Genomic DNA, 16,137 nt, shown 5'->3' on the forward strand with positions numbered 1-16,137 from the left:
GGCGATCATGCGCGCCGTCCCGGACGCGCCGGTGCAGGCAATTTATAAGTGGGGCTGTCGGGCTTGCAACGCACCGCCCAGATGATGGCGGGCAGCGAACGCATCAGCTCGCGAATGGCGAGGCAGCCCAATATCAGTAGCAATTCGGTCATGGGCAGCTCCTCTCCCTATCCATTTGCATCATCCTATGTCCGCTCTCGGTGCGTTACCGCCGTCCGATAGAGCAAAAGCCCAGACAGAATCTTGTCCGCCAGCCGGCGGTATGGACACGATTCCATCCGAAACCGCTGCCGCGCGGAACGGATGGACGGTCGGCTCGAACCGCCACCGATCGCCCAATTGTCGGGAACCCACAAAAGCGTCATCAAGCCTCCAGTTCCGCAAAAGAGATCGAGCCGGTGCGGTTTCGACCGGTTTTGACCCTATGCCGCTTCCGCACACCGCTGATCCGCGGCTTTCCGCCCCGATTTTCCGCTTTATCGTCTTCGCATGCGGTCGCTAGCATCACGCGGGCGGACACGTCTGCCCGAATAGACGGGTGAAACGGACACATCTGTCCGCCACCGCTTGGGTGCGGTTTGATTTTGCGTCTCATGCCGCGATTATGGACGATCGGGCGTTCAGGATCATGTGTCCCGATTCCAGGATCTTGTTTTCCCGCCAGCGGTCTCGGCGAGGGCCTTCGCTGAGAAAATCGATCATTGGGCGGCTCCATAAAAGGTCGATGGGCGGCAAGTGACCACGCTCGGCCGCGGCTTGCTACCGTTCCATAATGCCCGGGATGCGATCGACCCCCGTCCGTCAACGGACGCCACTGATCGATTTTCCGGCTTCATGCCGCGAACCCGCACCGAACCAGGACCTATGGTATCGTTTCCATAAAAGTCGAATTGATCTTGACACGGTAAGCGGCATCCTTCATTTCAATCAATATCGAAATGAGGAAGAGACCATGGATTCGACATCGGCCATCGACGCGCTGGGCGCGCTTGCACAGGAGCATCGGCTCGCGCTGTTCCGACTGCTCGTGCAGGCGGGCGGTCGGGGAATGGCGGCGGGCGCGATCGCCGAGGCGCTCGGCGTCCCCAACAGCTCGCTTTCGTTCCACCTCGCTCAATTGCGCGCGGCGGGGCTGATCGAGCAGGAGCGCCAGCACCGGACGATCATTTACCGCGCCAATTATCCGGCGATGAATGCGCTCGTCGCTTACCTCATGGAGAATTGCTGCGCCGCCTCGGGATGCGAGGACGACGGCTGCGAAACCACGGCAGATGAAAGGGAAACAGCATGAAAAGACTGCATGTCCATGTCTCGGTCGAGAATCTTTCGACTTCGATCCAATTCTACAGCACGATGTTCGGCGCCGAGCCGACGGTCACGAAGCCTGATTATGCCAAATGGTTGCTCGACGATCCGCGCGTGAACTTCGCCATCTCGATGGGCAATCATGACCGACCCGGCATCCAGCATCTCGGTGTCCAGGTCGAAAGCCCCGCCGAACTTGGCGAGGTCTATGGCCGGATTCAGGCGGCCGAACGGCCAGTGCTCGAAGAGGGGCACACCACCTGTTGCTACGCCAAGTCGGAAAAAAGCTGGATATCTGATCCCGACGGCGTTGTCTGGGAGGCCTTCTATACCGACGGCGAGGCGACGACCTATGGCGACAGCCCGGCGCTCGCAAATCTGGTGGCGGCGCCGGCGGCGACCTCCAAATGCTGCGGACCCTCGGCAACCGCTGCCTGATACAGGCTCTTGCGGCCATGGACGGCATGGCGGGCGTTGCCCGCCATGCATAGACCTATGGCTCAATTCGATTGGACGCCGTCCATCCGGACCGCCTTAATGGCGCGCAGACCGATAATCGAAACGGCGAGAGGGATGGATCAATGGACATGATGACGAGCGAAGTATCGCGCCGCTCGATGCTCGGGCTCTTCTCGCTGGCCGCGGCGCTGCCGCTGGTCGGCTGCGCGTCGGTGCCGCGCGCCGCAGAGTCGGCGCCGGCGTGGCGCACCAAATCGGTGCGCTCGCAGACCGACGATCTCAACATCGTTTATCACGAAGCAGGGCGCGGCAAGCCGCTGGTCATCGTTCATGGCGGCGGCAGCAATGCCGAACCCTATCGCAAGCTTGGCGACATGCTCACCCCCCATTTCCGGGTCGTGCGGGTCGAGCGGCGCAACTATTCGGTGAGCGGCACGCGGGCCTCGCCGATCACCTGGGAACAGGAAGTCGGCGACGTCGGAGCGGTGATTGCGGCGGTCGGCGGGCGCTGCCATCTCTTCGGCCATTCGGCGGGCGCGCTCGTCGCGCTGCATGTCGCGCGGCGCCGCCCCGAACTCATCGACAAGCTCGCGCTCTACGAACCGCCGCTGCTCGGAGGCGGGCCGGGCGTCGTCGCGGTCAAGGCCAAGTTCGATGCCTTTATCGCCGCGGGGCGCAAGGATGAGGCGCTGATCTTGATCTACGGCCATTTCGTCGGCCTTCCCGAAAATGTGGTGCGCGCGTCGATCGGTTCGCGCGGTCCCGACGTCTATGCCTTGCTTCCGGGCGCATCGGCCGATCTCGAAGCGCTGACCACGCTCGACACCGACCCGGCCGACTGGTCCGGGATCAGGCTCGAGACGCTCTTTCTTGTCGGCGAAAAAAGTGCCGCGCACCCGCTGCTCGACAGCAGCGCGGCGCTCGCCAAGGTGATCGCGAACAGCCGCACCGTCACGCTGGCGGGGCAAGGGCATAGCGCGCAGGTATCGGCGCCCGATCTCGTCGCCGCCGCAATCAGCCCCTATTTCCGGGCGGGTTGAACATGGCAACGAAGGTGCGTGCGCCGGTCGTCGTGATCGGTGCGGGCCAGGCCGGGCTGGCGGCAGGGCGGATGCTCCAGAAGGCGGGGCTCGATTTTCTCATATTGGAGGCGGGGGACCGTGCATCGGGGTCGTGGCGCGCCTATTATGACTCGCTGACGCTCTTTTCGCCGACCGCCTATTCAGCCTTGCCCGATCGCGCGATGCCGGGCGATCCAAATGCCTATCCGTGCCGCGATGCGGTCGCCGATTATCTTGAAGATTATGCCGCGCATTTCGCTCTGCCGATCCGTTTTGCCGCGCGGGTCGCTTCGGCCGATCCCGACAACGAGAGCGATTTTGTCGTGCGCCTCGAAAGCGGCGAGGCGATCGCCGCTTCGGCCGTTGTCGCGGCGACGGGCACCTTCGGCTCTCCTCATATGCCCGCGATCGAGGGGGCGGCCGGATTTGGCGGGACTGTCCTGCATTCGGCCGCCTACCGCCGGCCGACCGATTTCGCCGGGCAGCGCGTGATCGTCGTTGGCGCCGCCAATTCGGCGGTGCAGATCGCCGCCGAACTGGCGGCGCTTGCGCGCGTGACGCTCGCGACGCGCGAGGCAATCCGTTACGCGCCGCAGCGCCTTCTCGGCCGCGACGTGCATTTCTTCTTCAAATGGCTCGGGATCGATGCCACCAATATCTTCTCGGATCAGGGTACGCCGGTCCTCGACGACGGCCGCTACCGGCTCGCGATCGCCGAAGGCAGGCCCGAGCGGAGGCAGATGTTCAAGGCGATGACGACAGAAGGCGTGATCTGGGCCGACGGCCGGGAGGAACCGGTCGATGCGATTCTGTTCGCGACCGGCTTTCGTCCCGACCTGCCCTTCCTTCCCGCCGCGGCCTTCTCGCCGGATGGAAAGTTGAAACAGCGCGGCGGCGCCTCGACGGCGATCGACCGTCTCTATTTTGTCGGTCAGCCGGGCCTGACCCGTTTCGCTTCCGGCGTGCTGCGCGGGGTCGGACATGATGCGGCAGCTGCCGTGCGCCGGATCAAGCGCCGCCTCGCGGCTTGAGCCTGGCGGGGCCTTCAGCTGGTCTGACGCCGCGCGCGCAATGGACGCTCGCGCTGCTCCAACTCATCTCCTGGGGGTCGTTCTTCTACGCCTTCTCGGTGCTCGCGCTGCCGATGGAGATCGAACTGGGCTGGTCGCGGCCTGCGATCATGATGGCGATGTCGCTCGCGCTTGTCGTCGCGGGCTTGTCGGCGCCCGTCGTCGGCAGCGCGATCGACCGCGGCCACGGCCGGTGGGTCATGACCTTCGGCAGCCTGCTCGGCGCTGCGATGCTGCTCCTCTGGTCGGCAAGCAGCGCAAAGCCTGCGCTCTACGCCGCCTGGGCCGGGCTTGGCGTCGCACAGGCGATGACCTTTTACGACGCGGGCTTCGCGGCGCTCACCCGCCGGCTTGGTGGCGGCGCACCGCGCGCGATCATGCGCATGACCTTGCTCGGCGGCTTCGCGGGCACGGTCTTCATCCCGCTGACCGGCTGGCTCGTCGATACATGGGGATGGCGCGATGCACTGATGATCCTCGCCGCGATCAATATCCTGGTCGCGGCGCCGCTCCACTGGGCGGCGCTCGCCGGCGATACGGTCGATGCGCAGGACGCCTCGGACCATGCGGCACCGGCCCCGGCCTGGTCGGCCGCGCTGCGTGAGCGCGCCTTCTGGATGCTTGTCGTCACTTTCTGCTCCTGGTCGCTCGCCTTCGGGTCGTTGACCTTCCATCTGCTGCCGTTGCTCGCCGAGCGCGGTATTTCCGATACGATGGGCATCGCGCTGCTCGCATCGGTTGGCCCGCTGCAGATCGCCGGGCGGATCGGGCTGATGCTCTATCGCGGCACCATGCCGGCGCGTCTTCTCGGTCGGTCGCTGACCGCCGCGCTCGTCGCGGCGATCCTCCTTCTCTATGTGGCGGGGGCGAACATCTGGATGATCGCGGCGGGCGTGGCGCTCTATGGTATCGCCAATGGCATGGTGACGATCCTGCGCGGGATCGCGGTCGCCCATTATCTGGGCGTGGCTGGGTTCGGGCGCAAAAGCGGGATGATCAGCGCAATCAACGGCTTCGCGCTCGCGCTCGCGCCCTATGCGGCGGGGCTGCTCTGGACGGGTGGGGGCTATGCGCTGGTGCTCGCCGGCCTTGCCGGTGCGGCGAGCGTAGGCGCACTCGCCTTCTGGTCGCTGCCCGCCGCGGGGCGGACGCGCGCGGACGAGGCCTAACTGCGGGGAACCAAACCCTCGAACAGGACTTCGAGAAAATCGTCCGCCATTTCGAGCGCGGGCGGGCGGTCGGGACCGGCCGGCAAACGCGCGATACCGTTGAAAGCGGCATAGAGCAGCCGGCTGGTGACGACGGGTTTGCACCGACGCACCGACCCGTCGGCGATGCCTTCCTCGATCATCGTGGCGACCGCTTTTCCGAGCGCAAGCTGCGCCTTGCGCGTCGTCTCGCGCTCATCCTCGGCCATTTCGCTGAAATCGGTCAGGACGAAGCAGCGGCCGAAATCCTCGCTGACGATCTCGGCATAGCGGCGGAAAAAGGCGGCAAGGCGGGCACGGCCGTCGGGCTCGCCGCGCGAGAGGCCGAGCGCTTCGATCAGCTGCTGGCGTGCGATGTCGCCGCAAGCAGTGAGCAGCGCGTCCTTGCTCCGCGCATAATGGTAGAGCGCCGCGCGCGTCATGCCGAGCTCGCGCGCGACATCCTCGAGCGTCGCCTGGCGAAAGCCGAGGTCGCTGAACACATTCGCCGCGGCGCGCAGCACCTCGATGCGGCGGTCGCCGAAGCGGTTATTGGGCCGGCCGCGCGGCTTGCTGATCGTTCGTGTCGCCATGGAGTCTCCGTTGCGATGACTTGTGGCCTGCGAACCCGCGGGTCAAGGCCATGGACGGACGTGCCGCCCATGGCCTCTTCCGTCAGATGCTGACGCCGCCCCCAACGATCAGCGTCTGGCCGCTCACATAATTGCTTTCGGGAATGCAGAAGAGATAGACGCCCCCGGCGGCTTCCTCGGCCGTGCCCGCGCGTCCGAGCGGCACCATGGCAGGCAGCGCCGACAGCGCCGACTGCGGCACGCCCGCCTGCACTTCCTTGCCCTCGATCACGATCTTCGATGCGGGATCGTCGAGCGGCTTGGTGAGGCGTGTTTCGATGAAGCCGAAGGCGACGCAGTTCACGCACACCTTGTAGCGGCCCCATTCCTTGCTCATCGTCTTGGTCATCCCGACGAGCGCCGACTTGGCCGACGAATAGTTGATCTGCCCGGCATTGCCGTGCGTGCCCGCCATCGACGAGATCAGCACCACCTTGCGGAAATTCTCCTCCCCAGCGGCGGCTTCCTGCTTGGCGAACAGGCGGATCGGCTCGGCCGCCGCGCGCAGGATACGAAAAGGCGCGACAACATGGACGTCGAGCATCTTCTGAAACTGGTCGTCGCCCATCTTCTGGACGACGCCGTCGAGCGTGTAGCCCGCGTTCGAGACGATGATGTCGAGCCCGTTGAAGGTCTTGATCGCGGTGTCGACGAAGCGGTCGCCGAAATCGGCGTCGGTGACATTGCCGACGCAGGCAATGGCGTCGCCGCCGAGATCCTTGATCGCCTTTACCACTTCGGCCGCAGGTTCTTCGTCGAGATCGTTGACGACGATACGCGCGCCATCGCGCGCGAGCTTGAGCGCGAGCGCGCGGCCGATGCCGCGGCCCGAACCCGAAATAAGGGCAACTTTGCCCGCCAATCTGGTCATATTCTTCTCCCTGTCAGTTGATCTGGATGACGGCTTCGCCGTCGATCGTCGTCGTACCGGCGTCGGTCTGGGTGCGCAGCGCGAGGCGCGCGCAGCGCTTATCGCCGTCGTCGAATATTTCGGTGATCTCCCCGCTCGAGGTCACGGTCGCATAGAGCGGCGTGATCGCGGTGAAGCGCACGGTCCAGTTCAGCAGCCGTTCCTGCGGCACCCAATGGGTGACCAGCTGGGCAAGATAGGCCATCGACAACATGCCATGACCGAAGACGTCGGGCATGCCGGCCGCCTTGGCGAAGTCGCTGTCGATATGGAGCGGCACATAATCGTTCGACGCGCCGGCGAAAAGCGCGAGCGTCGCGCGGTTGATCGGTCCCTGCACATGCGCGGGGAGGGTGTCGCCGACGCGAAGCGCGGCGAGATTGGTCATGTTGGTCATCGCTGGTGTCCCTCTCATCCGTTCCGCACGACGGTGACGACGCGCATATCGACGCACAGGTCGCCCGCGGCGTTTGTGGCCTTCGTGTCCTGGACGATGAACTCGAGCGCGCCGCCCTTCTTCTCGTAGATATCGCTGGTCGTCGTCGTCAGCGTGATCGTCTCGCCGGCATAGATCGGCCGATGATAGGTAAAGCTCTGCTCGCCATGCAGGATGCGGTGCATATCGACCCCCATGTCGCCGAGCAGATTGCCTTTCGTCGGCGGCGCGCCGAGCGCGAGGCTGAAGGCGAAGGTCGGCGGCGCCGGCAGGGCGGGATGCCCTGCGGCGCGCGCCTTATCCTCGTCGAAATAGATGGGGTTGGTCTCGCCGGTCGCATGGGCGAAGAATTTGAGTTGGCCCTTTTCGACATCGATCTGGCGAGGCTCGGACGTGAAGCCCTTGAAGCTCTGGTCGATCATGTCCGCCTCCTATGCCTGGCCGAAAAGGGTGACGACGCAGGCGCCGCCAAGGCCGAGATTATGCTGGAGCGCATGGCGGGCGCCTTCGACCTGGCGCCGGTCGGCGCTGCCGCGCAGCTGGTGCGTAAGTTCGAAGCACTGCGCGAGTCCCGTCGCGCCGAGCGGATGACCCTTGGAAAGCAGGCCGCCCGAAGGGTTGGTGACCACCTTGCCGCCATAGCTGTTGTCGCCATCGTCGATGAATTTCTCGGCGCCGCCCTCGGGGCAGAGGCCGAGCGCCTCATAGGTGACGAGTTCGTTGGCGGTGAAACAGTCGTGCAGCTCGACGACCGCGACATCGTCGGGGCCGATCCCGGCTTCCTCATAGACCTGCCGCGCGGCCTCCTTCGCCATGTCATAGCCGATGACCTTCATCATCGACGGCTCGAAGCTCGTCTCGGTATCGGTCGTCATCGACTGGGCGACGATCTCGACTCGCGCATCGAGGCCATGCTTCGCGGCAAAGGCGGGCGAGACGAGGATTGACGCGGCGGCGCCGCAGGTCGGCGGGCAGGCCTGAAGCCGCGTGAGCGGGCCGTAAAGCTTCGGCGAAGCCATCACTTCCTCCAAGCTGATCGGGTCGCGGAAGAGGGCGAGCGGGTTGTTCGCGGCATGGCGGCGCGCCTTCACCGAGATTTTGGCAAACGTTTCGTCCTTGGCGCCATAACGCTCCTGATAGTCGCGTCCGCCGCCGCCGAAGAGCTGCGCCGCCCACGGGGCTTTCTCGTCCGCGCCCTGGATCGCATGGGTCACGTTGGTGTGCCGCTCCATCGGCGCCTTGCGGTCGTGAAAGACATTGCCTAGCGCGCCGGGGAGCATTTGTTCGAACCCGACCGCGAGCACGCAATCGGCGCCGCCGAGCGCGATCAGCTGGCGCGCAAGGAAGAGCGCGGTCGATCCGGTCGAGCAATTATTGTTGACGTTGACGATCGGAATGCCGGTGCAGCCGACGCGGTAGATCGCCGACTGACCCGCGGTCGAATCGCCATAGACATAACCGGCATAGGCCTGCTGGACATGGCTGTAGTTCAGCCCGGCGTCGGCGAGCGCCAGATTGATAGCCTCTTCGGCCATGCTGTCCCAGTCGCCGGCCTGGCTCGGTTTCTGGAACGGCACCATGCCGACTCCCGCTACGCGCGCTTTGATCGTCATCTCTCGTCTCCTCAATGTCGCCGCTACAGAGCGCGGGCGATCAGGGTTTTCATGATTTCGTTGGTGCCGGCGTAAATCCGGGCGACGCGCGCGTTGGTCCACATCCGCGCGATCGGATATTCGGCCATATAGCCGTAACCGCCGTGGAGCTGGAGGCACTCGTCGGTCACCCGGCCGAGCGCTTCGCTGGTCCAATATTTGGCCATCGCGGCGGTCGCGGCGTCGAGCTCGCCGGCGAGCAGGCGCACCATCATCTCGTCGATGAAGACGCGCGCGACGACGGCCTGCGTCTTGCACTCGGCGAGCTTGAACTGGGTGTTCTGGAATTCGGCGATCGGCTTGCCGAAGGCGCTGCGCTGCCGGACATAGTCGGTCGTGACGCGCACCGCTTCTTCCATCTCGACGACGCAGTTGAGCGCGACCGATGTCCGCTCCCACGCAAGCTGCTCCATGAGCTGGTAGAATCCGCGGCCTTCCTCGCCGCCGAGAAGATTGTCGTGCGGCACAAAAACTTCATCGAAGAAAAGCTCGGAAGTGTCCTGCGCGTGCATCCCGACCTTGTGGAGATTGCGGCCGCGCCGGAAGCCCTCTGCTTCGCCCGTTTCGACGATAAGCAGTGAGATGCCCTTCGCGCCCGCCGCCGCGGTGTCGGTCTTGGCGACCACCACCACGACACCGGCATTCTGCCCGTTGCTGATGAAGGTCTTCTGGCCGTTGATCACATACCCGTCGTCGCTGCGCCGTGCCGTCGTGCGCACCGCCTGGAGGTCCGACCCGGTGCCGGGCTCGGTCATAGCGACCGCGCCGATCAGCTCGCCGGTCGCCATGCGCGGCAGCCAGCGGTGACGCTGCGCCTCGGTGCCATAAGCGAGGATATAATGGGCGACGATTCCCGAGCTGACATTGTTGCCGGTGCCGAAGCCGCCCCACAGGCCGGCCCGCACCACCTCCTGCGCGATGACCGCTTCGTGGGCGAGCGTTCCACCGCCGCCGCCATATTCGGCGGGGATGCTCGCGCAGAGCAACCCCGCCGTCCCGGCGCGCCGCCAGGCGTCGCGATCGACGACGCGCTCGGATTCCCAGCGTTCGGCGTGTGGCACCAGTTCGCGCGCGACGAACTTGGCCGCTTCGTCGGCGAGCATCGCGAGCTCGTCGTCCATCCATGGTGAACGCTTCATGTCGAATCCTTTAACTTGCGCGACAGTCAATTATATCAAAGCGAGGCGGAGTCAAGCGCGGCCGAAGCGCGGCCCGCGTCGAAGCTCAGCCTTGCGCCGCGATGTCCTGTTTGATCTTGTTGGCGATCGACCAACGATGCACTTCGGAAGGCCCGTCGTAGATGCGGAAGGCGCGCAGCTCGCGAAACACGCGCTCGACGATCGTGTCGCGGGTCACCCCGAGCCCACCGAGAATCTGCACACAGCGATCGGCAACGCGATAGAGCGCTTCGGACACCGCGACCTTGGCCATGCTCGATTCCTGGCTGCCGCGCCCGCCGGCGTCGAGGATGTCGGCGCACCAGTCGGTGAGAAGTTCAGCCGATTTGAGATCGATCAGATTGTCGGCGAGCATGAAGCCCACGCCTTCATGGTCGATCAGCGGCTTGCCGAAGGCCATGCGCTCGCAGGCATAGCGCGCAGCGACATCATGCGCGCGTTGCGCGGCCCCGGTCCAGCGCATGCAATGCGTGAGCCGCGCCGGCGCCAGCCGCACCTGCGCATAGCGCAGCCCTTGGCCAACTTCGCCGAGGACATCGGCGTCGGCGACGACGAGACCGTTCAGCGAAATGACCGCATGCCCGCCGGGCAGCGCGCTGTCGAGCGTATCAAGCACGCGTTCGATAACGATCTCGTCGCGTTCCATATCGCTGAGGAACATTGTCGGGCCCGCCTCGGTCATCGCCATGATGATTGCGAACCGGGCACCCGTCGCGCCGGTGATTAGCCATTTGCGGCCGCTGATGCGCCACCCGCCGTCGATGCGTTCGGCACGGGTCTTCATGAGTGACGGATCGGACCCGGCGCCATTGTCGGGTTCGGTCATGAGGAAGACCGAGCGCGCGAAGCCGCTCGCGAGCGGTTCGAGGATATCGGCCTTCTGTGCCTCGGATGCAACGCGTTCGAGCAGGTGCATATTGCCCTCGTCTGGCGCCGCGATGTTGAGGGCGACCGGGCCAAGCGGCGAATAGCCCGCCGCCCGGAAGAGCCGAGCGGTGTCGCGCATCGAGAGCGCCGGACGGCCGGCCCGGGCGAGATGCGGCGCGATGAGGCCGGCGGCGCGCGCAGCGCTGCGCATATCATCGACGAGTTCGGACGATGGGCCGTGGCTGCCCCAGCGCCCATCCTGTTCGAGCGGGATGAGCTCGTCGCGGACGAACGCAGCGGTGCGCTCGACAAGGCTTTCGACAGCTTGGGACATCTCGCTCTCCTCCCGGCATATCAGCGCCGCTTGATTTAATTACCCGTCGCGTTAGTTAATTAAAGATCAGAGTCAAGCAGGAGGACGCGATGTTCACGGCCGAAGACGACATGGACGGGACCGGCCCTGTTCGCGAGGGGCAGGCAATCGACACGGTGCGCGTGGCAAGCTGGCTCGCGGGGCGTGTGCCGGTCGCGCCCCCACTCACGATCAGCCAGTTCAAGGGCGGCCAGTCGAATCCGACCTATCTCGTGACCGATGCCGCAGGCGCCCAATATGTCCTGCGGCGCAAGCCGCCCGGCGCGCTGCTCGGGTCGGCGCACCAGGTCGAACGCGAATATCGGGTCATGTCGGCGCTCGCACCGACAGGTCTGCCCGTTCCGCGCATGATCGGTCTCTGCGAAGATGCCGACGTCATCGGTTCGGACTTCTACGTCATGAATTATGTGTCCGGGCGGTCCTTCTGGGATCAGCGTCTTCCCGGACTCGAAGCTTTCGAGAAGAAAGCGATCTACGCCGCGATGGTGTCGACGCTCGCGCAGCTCCATCGCGTCGACCCGGCGGCTGTGGGCCTTGCGGACCTCGGCCGACCCGATGGCTATGTAAGCCGGCAGGTCGAGCGCTGGACAAAGCAATATCGTGCGTCCGCGCGCACGCGCATCGCGCCGATGGAAGACGTTATCGCATGGATTGGCGGGCACGCGCCCCAAGGCGAGGCGGGCGTCCTCATCCACGGCGACTTCCGGCTCGACAATCTGATCTTCGATGCGCGCGAGCCGCGCATCGCGGCGATCCTCGACTGGGAAATCTCGACGCTTGGCGATCCACTCGCTGACCTTGCCTTCCAGCTCTTCGCCTATTGGCTACCGCCAGAGATACTCAACGGAATTTCAGGAATTGAGGGCGAACTCGGACTGCCGTCGGAGGCTGACCAGCTCGCCTGTTACGAGGCCGCGTCGGGCCGGGCCATCGGTCCCGACTGGCCGCTCTACCGCATCTATATCCTGTTTCGCCTCGCGGCGATCTTCCAGGGGATCGAAGGCCGGGTCCGCGACGGGACAAATTCGAACCCGCGCGCCGAAAAGCTCGTCGGAATGACCGAACCGCTCGCGCGGCTCGCCCTAGCGCGGATCGAGGCCTGGGAGCGCGGGATGCGCGACTAGACGGGCGCGTCGTCCGAAAGGCGGCGGATGCGCAGCCGCAGCATCTCGATGAGCGGTTTGGCGGCGGTGGTTTCGTTCCAACCCACGCGCGTCGCGACGTGGAAGAGCATCGGTGGCACCGGCGACCAGTCGTGCCACACGCGAAAGGTCTCATCGAATTCGGGCGCCGCGGCATAGCGCGAGAAGGCGAAGGAGAAGCTGTCGGTGCGCTCGACGATGCGCAGCGACAGCGCGAAACTGTCGACGGTGAGATGCGGTATCCGGTAGGGCGAATTGCTCGCGCTCGCGATGTTGTTGATGAACGTCGTGTGCGGATCGGCGTGCGACGGCCCGACCATTGGATAAGCCAGGAGCTCCTCGAAGCTCGGTGGCTCGGGCCGATCGAGCGGGTGCCCGCGCCGCACAAACGGGGACACCGCGAGGCTCGCGATATCCTCGATTTGCAGCGAGCCATTGCCGCGCAGCGCCTCGAGCGATCCGATCGCGAAATCGAGATCGCCCGACTGGAGCAGCGACGATATCTCTTCGACCGATTCGGCCGACGTCGCGACCTCGATCCCGGGGTAGCGCGCGGCGAAGATCGGCAGCACTTCGAACCAGAACAGACGGAACGAGGCGGGGGCGGCGCCCATCCGCACGCGGCCGCGGTCGGTGGTCCGTGCGCTGCGCGCGAACCGTTCGAGTGTCGCCGCCTCTTCGAGCAGTTTTGTGCCGCCTTCGATGAACTGCTCCCCTTCGCGGGTCAGGCGAATGCCGCGCGGTCCGCGCTCGAAAACCTGGATGCCGAGATTGTCTTCGAGAATCTGGACGCTGCGCGTCAGCGCCGACTGGGTGATGTTGAGCGTCGCCGCAGCCTTGGCGAATCCGCCCTGTCTCGCGATCTCAATGACATGGTTCACCTTGCGCAAATCCAGCATTTCGCTCTCCGCCTATCTCGGCCACGCACAAGCCCATCGATAAAAGACATTGGACAGGTGGACCCAAAATGGGCTGGCTCTACGCGCGCATTAGCACGGCGAACGCGGCGCAATACAAGAAGACAAATGGGACAGGGGATTGGAATGTTTGTTCAGGCGATCTTGCGCGCAGCCCAGCTCCGGGGCGACGAGGCCGCGACGATCTGCGATGGCCGCACGCGAAGCTGGTCTGAATCGGCCGATCGCACCGCACGGCTCGCCACCGCCCTGGTCGGCCTTGGCGCGCGCGCCGGTGACCGGATCGCTATCCTGGGTCTGAACAGCGATCATTATCTCGAGGCAATGCACGCGACATGGTGGCTTGGCGCGATAACCGTGCCGATGAACACGCGCTGGGCGATCGCCGAGCATCTCTACAGCGCCCGCGACGCGGGCTTTTTGATCATTTTCGTCGACGAGGCGAACAAGGCGTGCGCCGCCGAGCTTGCGCGCGCCGAGCCGGCGCTCGGGCCATTTATCTATATGGGCGAGGACGCCCCGCCAGCGAACATGATCGCAATGGAGGCGTTGATCGCCGAAGCGGCGCCGCTGCCGCCCGCGCCGCAACCGAACGAAGCGGTCACCGGCATCTACTATACCGGCGGCACGACAGGCCATCCCAAGGGCGTCATGCACAGCGCTTTGTCGCTCTGGGCCGGGGCGACCTGCATCGCGATGGAGATGCAGGGCCCGCGGCACCATCGCTATCTCCACGCCGCGCCGATGTTCCACCTCGGCGATCTCGCGCAGGCTTATGCCACCACCGCGAAGGCGGGCTGCCATGTCTTCGTTCCGGGATTCACCGCCGACGGCGTGGCCAAGGCGATCCGCGAGCACGGGGTCGAAGTCACGTTGCTCGTGCCCACTATGATCGGCATGCTGCTCGATCACCCCTCTTTCGATCCTGCCGATCTGGCCTCGCTCGAAGTGCTGCTGTTCGGTGGATCGCCGATCTCCGAGACCGTGCTCGGGCGGATGCGGGCGGCGCTGCCGCACACGCGGCTGATCCAGGGGTTCGGCCAGACCGAGACGATGGCAACGGGGTCGATGCTACCCGATGACGGCGCGGCGCTCGACGTCGCCGACCCGCGCCGCCAGTCGGCGGGGCGCGCCGCCTATGGGATCCAGCTTGGTATCTTCGACGATTGCGGCCAGCCCGTTGCGGCTGGCGCGACCGGCGAAATCTGGATACGCGGGGCGAGTGCGATGCTCGGCTATTGGAACAAGCCCGTGGAAAGCGCCGCAGCGCTGACCGACGGCTGGGTCCATACCGGTGACGCGGGCTATCTCGACGCGGACGGCTATCTCTTCGTCTGTGACAGGGTGAAAGACATGGTGATCTCGGGCGGCGAGAATGTCTTCTCGGCCGAGGTCGAAAACGCCATCGCTTCGCATCCCGACGTCGCGCAGGTCGCGGTCATCGGCGTCCCTGACGCTCGCTGGGGCGAGCGCGTGCATGCGGTGATTGTTCCTGTGCCCGAGCGCGAGCCCGACCTTTCCGCGATCCAGGACCACTGCCGCACACTGATCGCGGGCTACAAGATCCCGCGCAGCGTTGAGCTCCGCCGCGAGCCGCTTCCGCTTTCCGCCGTCGGCAAGGTCCTCAAGACCAAGCTGCGCGAACCGCACTGGCAGGGCCATGAGCGGCGGGTCAGCTGACCCGTGCGCCGACTGCCTTTGACCGATTTTCCGGGGACCCCGTATTCATGGCCGATTTGATTTCGCCTTCGCTCGAACGTCAGACCGCTCGCGGTCTGACAGACCGGCTGAAGCTTCCGCTTGTCGTCGCGCCGATGTTTAAGGTGTCGACCCCCGAACTGGTCGTCGCTTCGTGCCGCGCCGGTGCAATCGGGTCCTTTCCATCGATCAATGCCCGCACGCCGGCGTTATTCGATGACTGGATGACGCGCATCGCGGGCGAGCTCGAAGCAACCCGCGCCGCCGGCGAGACCCCCGCCCCGATGGCGGTGAACCTCCTGACCCACGACAGCAATCCGCGCTTCGAGCCCGATTTCGAGATCGTAAGAAAATGGGAGCCCCCGGTGGTGATCACGAGCGTCGGGCGGCCCGAGGTCGTGATCGACGCGGTGCATGGCTATGGCGGCCTCGTCTTCGCCGACGTGGTGTCGCTTCACCATGCGCGCCGCGCGGCGCGCTGCGGGGTCGACGGCATGGTCCTGCTCTGCGCCGGCGCCGGCGGCCAGACCGGACGCCTCAACCCGATGGCGTTCGTCGAGGCGGTCCGGCAATTTTACGACGGGATCCTTATCGTCGCGGGCGGTATCACGCGCGGTTACCAGCTTCGCGCGCTCGAACTGATGGGCGCCGACCTCGCTTATTGCGGCACGCGCTTCATCGTAACGCCCGAAAGCGGGGCGCCCGACGAGCATAAGTCGGCGATCATCGACGCCGAGATCGACGATGTCTGGGATAGCGACGCGATGAGCGGAATTCCGGCGAGCATGCTGCGCAGTTCGCTCGAGCGGCTCGGGCTCACCCCCGAGACGCGCTGGCTGCAGGAAAAGCGCGAAAAATATGACTGGAGCGCGGTCAAGGAAACGCCTGGCGTCTATTCGCTCGGCCATGGCGCAACCGACATCGCAAGCGAGGAAAGCACGGCATCGATCATCGCCCGCATGATCGCCGAGTATCAAGCGGCGTCGGCGCGATAGCGCGCGCGGCCGGGCACGGTATCGCGGCCTGCGGTCCTTCGCCGCGGGCGGCGCCTTGGCGTGGAAAAAGGCCGGGCGCGCGCCGTGCAGCGCGCGCATTGCCCTATGTATATTCGAGATTGGACAGCGGGGCGCCCAGCCTGTCTTCTCATAAAGCGACGTGGCCCGTGAAGAGGCCCCGCGGGGGAGGTTTTGGCGAGCCGGGTGCGATCAGATCGCACGGCGCGTCCCGGATGTTCCCTCAATGAAAATGGC

At 65.4% G+C, this 16,137-nt stretch carries 17 protein-coding genes; 8 read left to right on the forward strand and 9 right to left on the reverse strand.

Features of this window, described 5'->3' with window-relative positions; translation table 11 throughout:
- Positions 1-5: 5 nt before the first annotated feature.
- On the reverse strand, positions 6-152 hold the full coding sequence (locus tag EEB18_RS12170) for a hypothetical protein (protein WP_187139564.1): 147 nt from the start codon (positions 150-152) through the stop codon (positions 6-8).
- 800 nt (positions 153-952) lie between these two features.
- On the opposite strand from EEB18_RS12170, the gene EEB18_RS12175 reads away from it, so the two are divergent.
- The 5 genes from EEB18_RS12175 to EEB18_RS12195 all read left to right on the forward strand — a co-directional run bounded on the left by EEB18_RS12175 (position 953) and on the right by EEB18_RS12195 (position 5,064).
- Positions 953-1,291 (forward strand): ArsR/SmtB family transcription factor, encoded by a 339-nt coding sequence (locus tag EEB18_RS12175; protein WP_187139680.1) that lies wholly within the window; start codon positions 953-955, stop codon positions 1,289-1,291.
- Complete coding sequence (locus EEB18_RS12180) at positions 1,288-1,743, forward strand: ArsI/CadI family heavy metal resistance metalloenzyme (RefSeq protein WP_187139563.1); 456 nt, start codon at positions 1,288-1,290, stop codon at positions 1,741-1,743. Before EEB18_RS12175 ends, EEB18_RS12180 begins: the two co-directional genes overlap by 4 nt.
- A gap of 143 nt (positions 1,744-1,886) precedes the next feature.
- Positions 1,887-2,804, forward strand: a complete 918-nt coding sequence (locus EEB18_RS12185) for an alpha/beta fold hydrolase (RefSeq protein WP_187139562.1) — start codon at positions 1,887-1,889, stop codon at positions 2,802-2,804.
- A gap of 2 nt (positions 2,805-2,806) precedes the next feature.
- Positions 2,807-3,856: a flavin-containing monooxygenase gene (locus tag EEB18_RS12190; protein ID WP_222943094.1), complete on the forward strand. Its 1,050-nt coding sequence runs from the start codon at positions 2,807-2,809 to the stop codon at positions 3,854-3,856.
- Positions 3,853-5,064 (forward strand): MFS transporter, encoded by a 1,212-nt coding sequence (locus EEB18_RS12195; protein WP_187139560.1) that lies wholly within the window; start codon positions 3,853-3,855, stop codon positions 5,062-5,064. The genes EEB18_RS12190 and EEB18_RS12195 overlap by 4 nt, the downstream gene beginning before the upstream one ends.
- On the opposite strand, the gene EEB18_RS12200 is transcribed toward EEB18_RS12195, so the two are convergent.
- From EEB18_RS12200 to EEB18_RS12230, 7 genes are all read right to left on the reverse strand, one after another.
- Positions 5,061-5,675, reverse strand: coding sequence for a TetR/AcrR family transcriptional regulator (locus EEB18_RS12200; protein WP_187139559.1), 615 nt, complete (start codon positions 5,673-5,675; stop codon positions 5,061-5,063). The two genes, EEB18_RS12195 and EEB18_RS12200, sit on opposite strands and share 4 nt — an antisense overlap.
- Before the next feature lie 82 nt (positions 5,676-5,757).
- Positions 5,758-6,585, reverse strand: coding sequence for an SDR family NAD(P)-dependent oxidoreductase (locus tag EEB18_RS12205; RefSeq protein ID WP_187139558.1), 828 nt, complete (start codon positions 6,583-6,585; stop codon positions 5,758-5,760).
- Between the two features lie 13 nt (positions 6,586-6,598).
- Entirely contained in the window at positions 6,599-7,021 is a 423-nt protein-coding gene (locus tag EEB18_RS12210; protein ID WP_187139557.1) for a MaoC/PaaZ C-terminal domain-containing protein, read from the reverse strand.
- Positions 7,022-7,035: 14 nt separating this feature from the next.
- Positions 7,036-7,482 carry a MaoC family dehydratase N-terminal domain-containing protein gene (locus EEB18_RS12215; RefSeq protein ID WP_187139556.1) on the reverse strand — a complete coding sequence of 149 codons (447 nt, stop codon included), beginning with the start codon at positions 7,480-7,482 and terminating at the stop codon, positions 7,036-7,038.
- Positions 7,483-7,491: 9 nt separating this feature from the next.
- Positions 7,492-8,673 (reverse strand): lipid-transfer protein, encoded by a 1,182-nt coding sequence (locus EEB18_RS12220; RefSeq protein WP_187139555.1) that lies wholly within the window; start codon positions 8,671-8,673, stop codon positions 7,492-7,494.
- Positions 8,674-8,696: 23 nt separating this feature from the next.
- Positions 8,697-9,851 carry an acyl-CoA dehydrogenase family protein gene (locus tag EEB18_RS12225; protein ID WP_187139554.1) on the reverse strand — a complete coding sequence of 385 codons (1,155 nt, stop codon included), beginning with the start codon at positions 9,849-9,851 and terminating at the stop codon, positions 8,697-8,699.
- 85 nt (positions 9,852-9,936) lie between these two features.
- On the reverse strand, positions 9,937-11,091 hold the full coding sequence (locus tag EEB18_RS12230) for an acyl-CoA dehydrogenase family protein (protein WP_187139553.1): 1,155 nt from the start codon (positions 11,089-11,091) through the stop codon (positions 9,937-9,939).
- 89 nt (positions 11,092-11,180) lie between these two features.
- Here EEB18_RS12230 and EEB18_RS12235 point away from each other — a divergent pair, with 89 nt between their 5' ends.
- Positions 11,181-12,254: a phosphotransferase family protein gene (locus EEB18_RS12235; RefSeq protein ID WP_187139552.1), complete on the forward strand. Its 1,074-nt coding sequence runs from the start codon at positions 11,181-11,183 to the stop codon at positions 12,252-12,254.
- Here the strand turns inward: EEB18_RS12235 and EEB18_RS12240 are convergent.
- Positions 12,251-13,171, reverse strand: coding sequence for a LysR family transcriptional regulator (locus tag EEB18_RS12240; protein WP_187139551.1), 921 nt, complete (start codon positions 13,169-13,171; stop codon positions 12,251-12,253). The genes EEB18_RS12235 and EEB18_RS12240 overlap by 4 nt on opposite strands.
- 162 nt (positions 13,172-13,333) lie before the next feature.
- Between EEB18_RS12240 and EEB18_RS12245 the strand changes: the two genes are divergently transcribed.
- Positions 13,334-14,869 carry a class I adenylate-forming enzyme family protein gene (locus EEB18_RS12245; protein WP_187668996.1) on the forward strand — a complete coding sequence of 512 codons (1,536 nt, stop codon included), beginning with the start codon at positions 13,334-13,336 and terminating at the stop codon, positions 14,867-14,869.
- 47 nt (positions 14,870-14,916) lie between these two features.
- Positions 14,917-15,882 carry an NAD(P)H-dependent flavin oxidoreductase gene (locus EEB18_RS12250; RefSeq protein WP_262407915.1) on the forward strand — a complete coding sequence of 322 codons (966 nt, stop codon included), beginning with the start codon at positions 14,917-14,919 and terminating at the stop codon, positions 15,880-15,882.
- Positions 15,883-16,137: the final 255 nt, after the last annotated feature.

It is taken from the genome of Sphingopyxis sp. OPL5, from assembly GCF_003797775.2.
Lineage (GTDB): Bacteria > Pseudomonadota > Alphaproteobacteria > Sphingomonadales > Sphingomonadaceae > Sphingopyxis.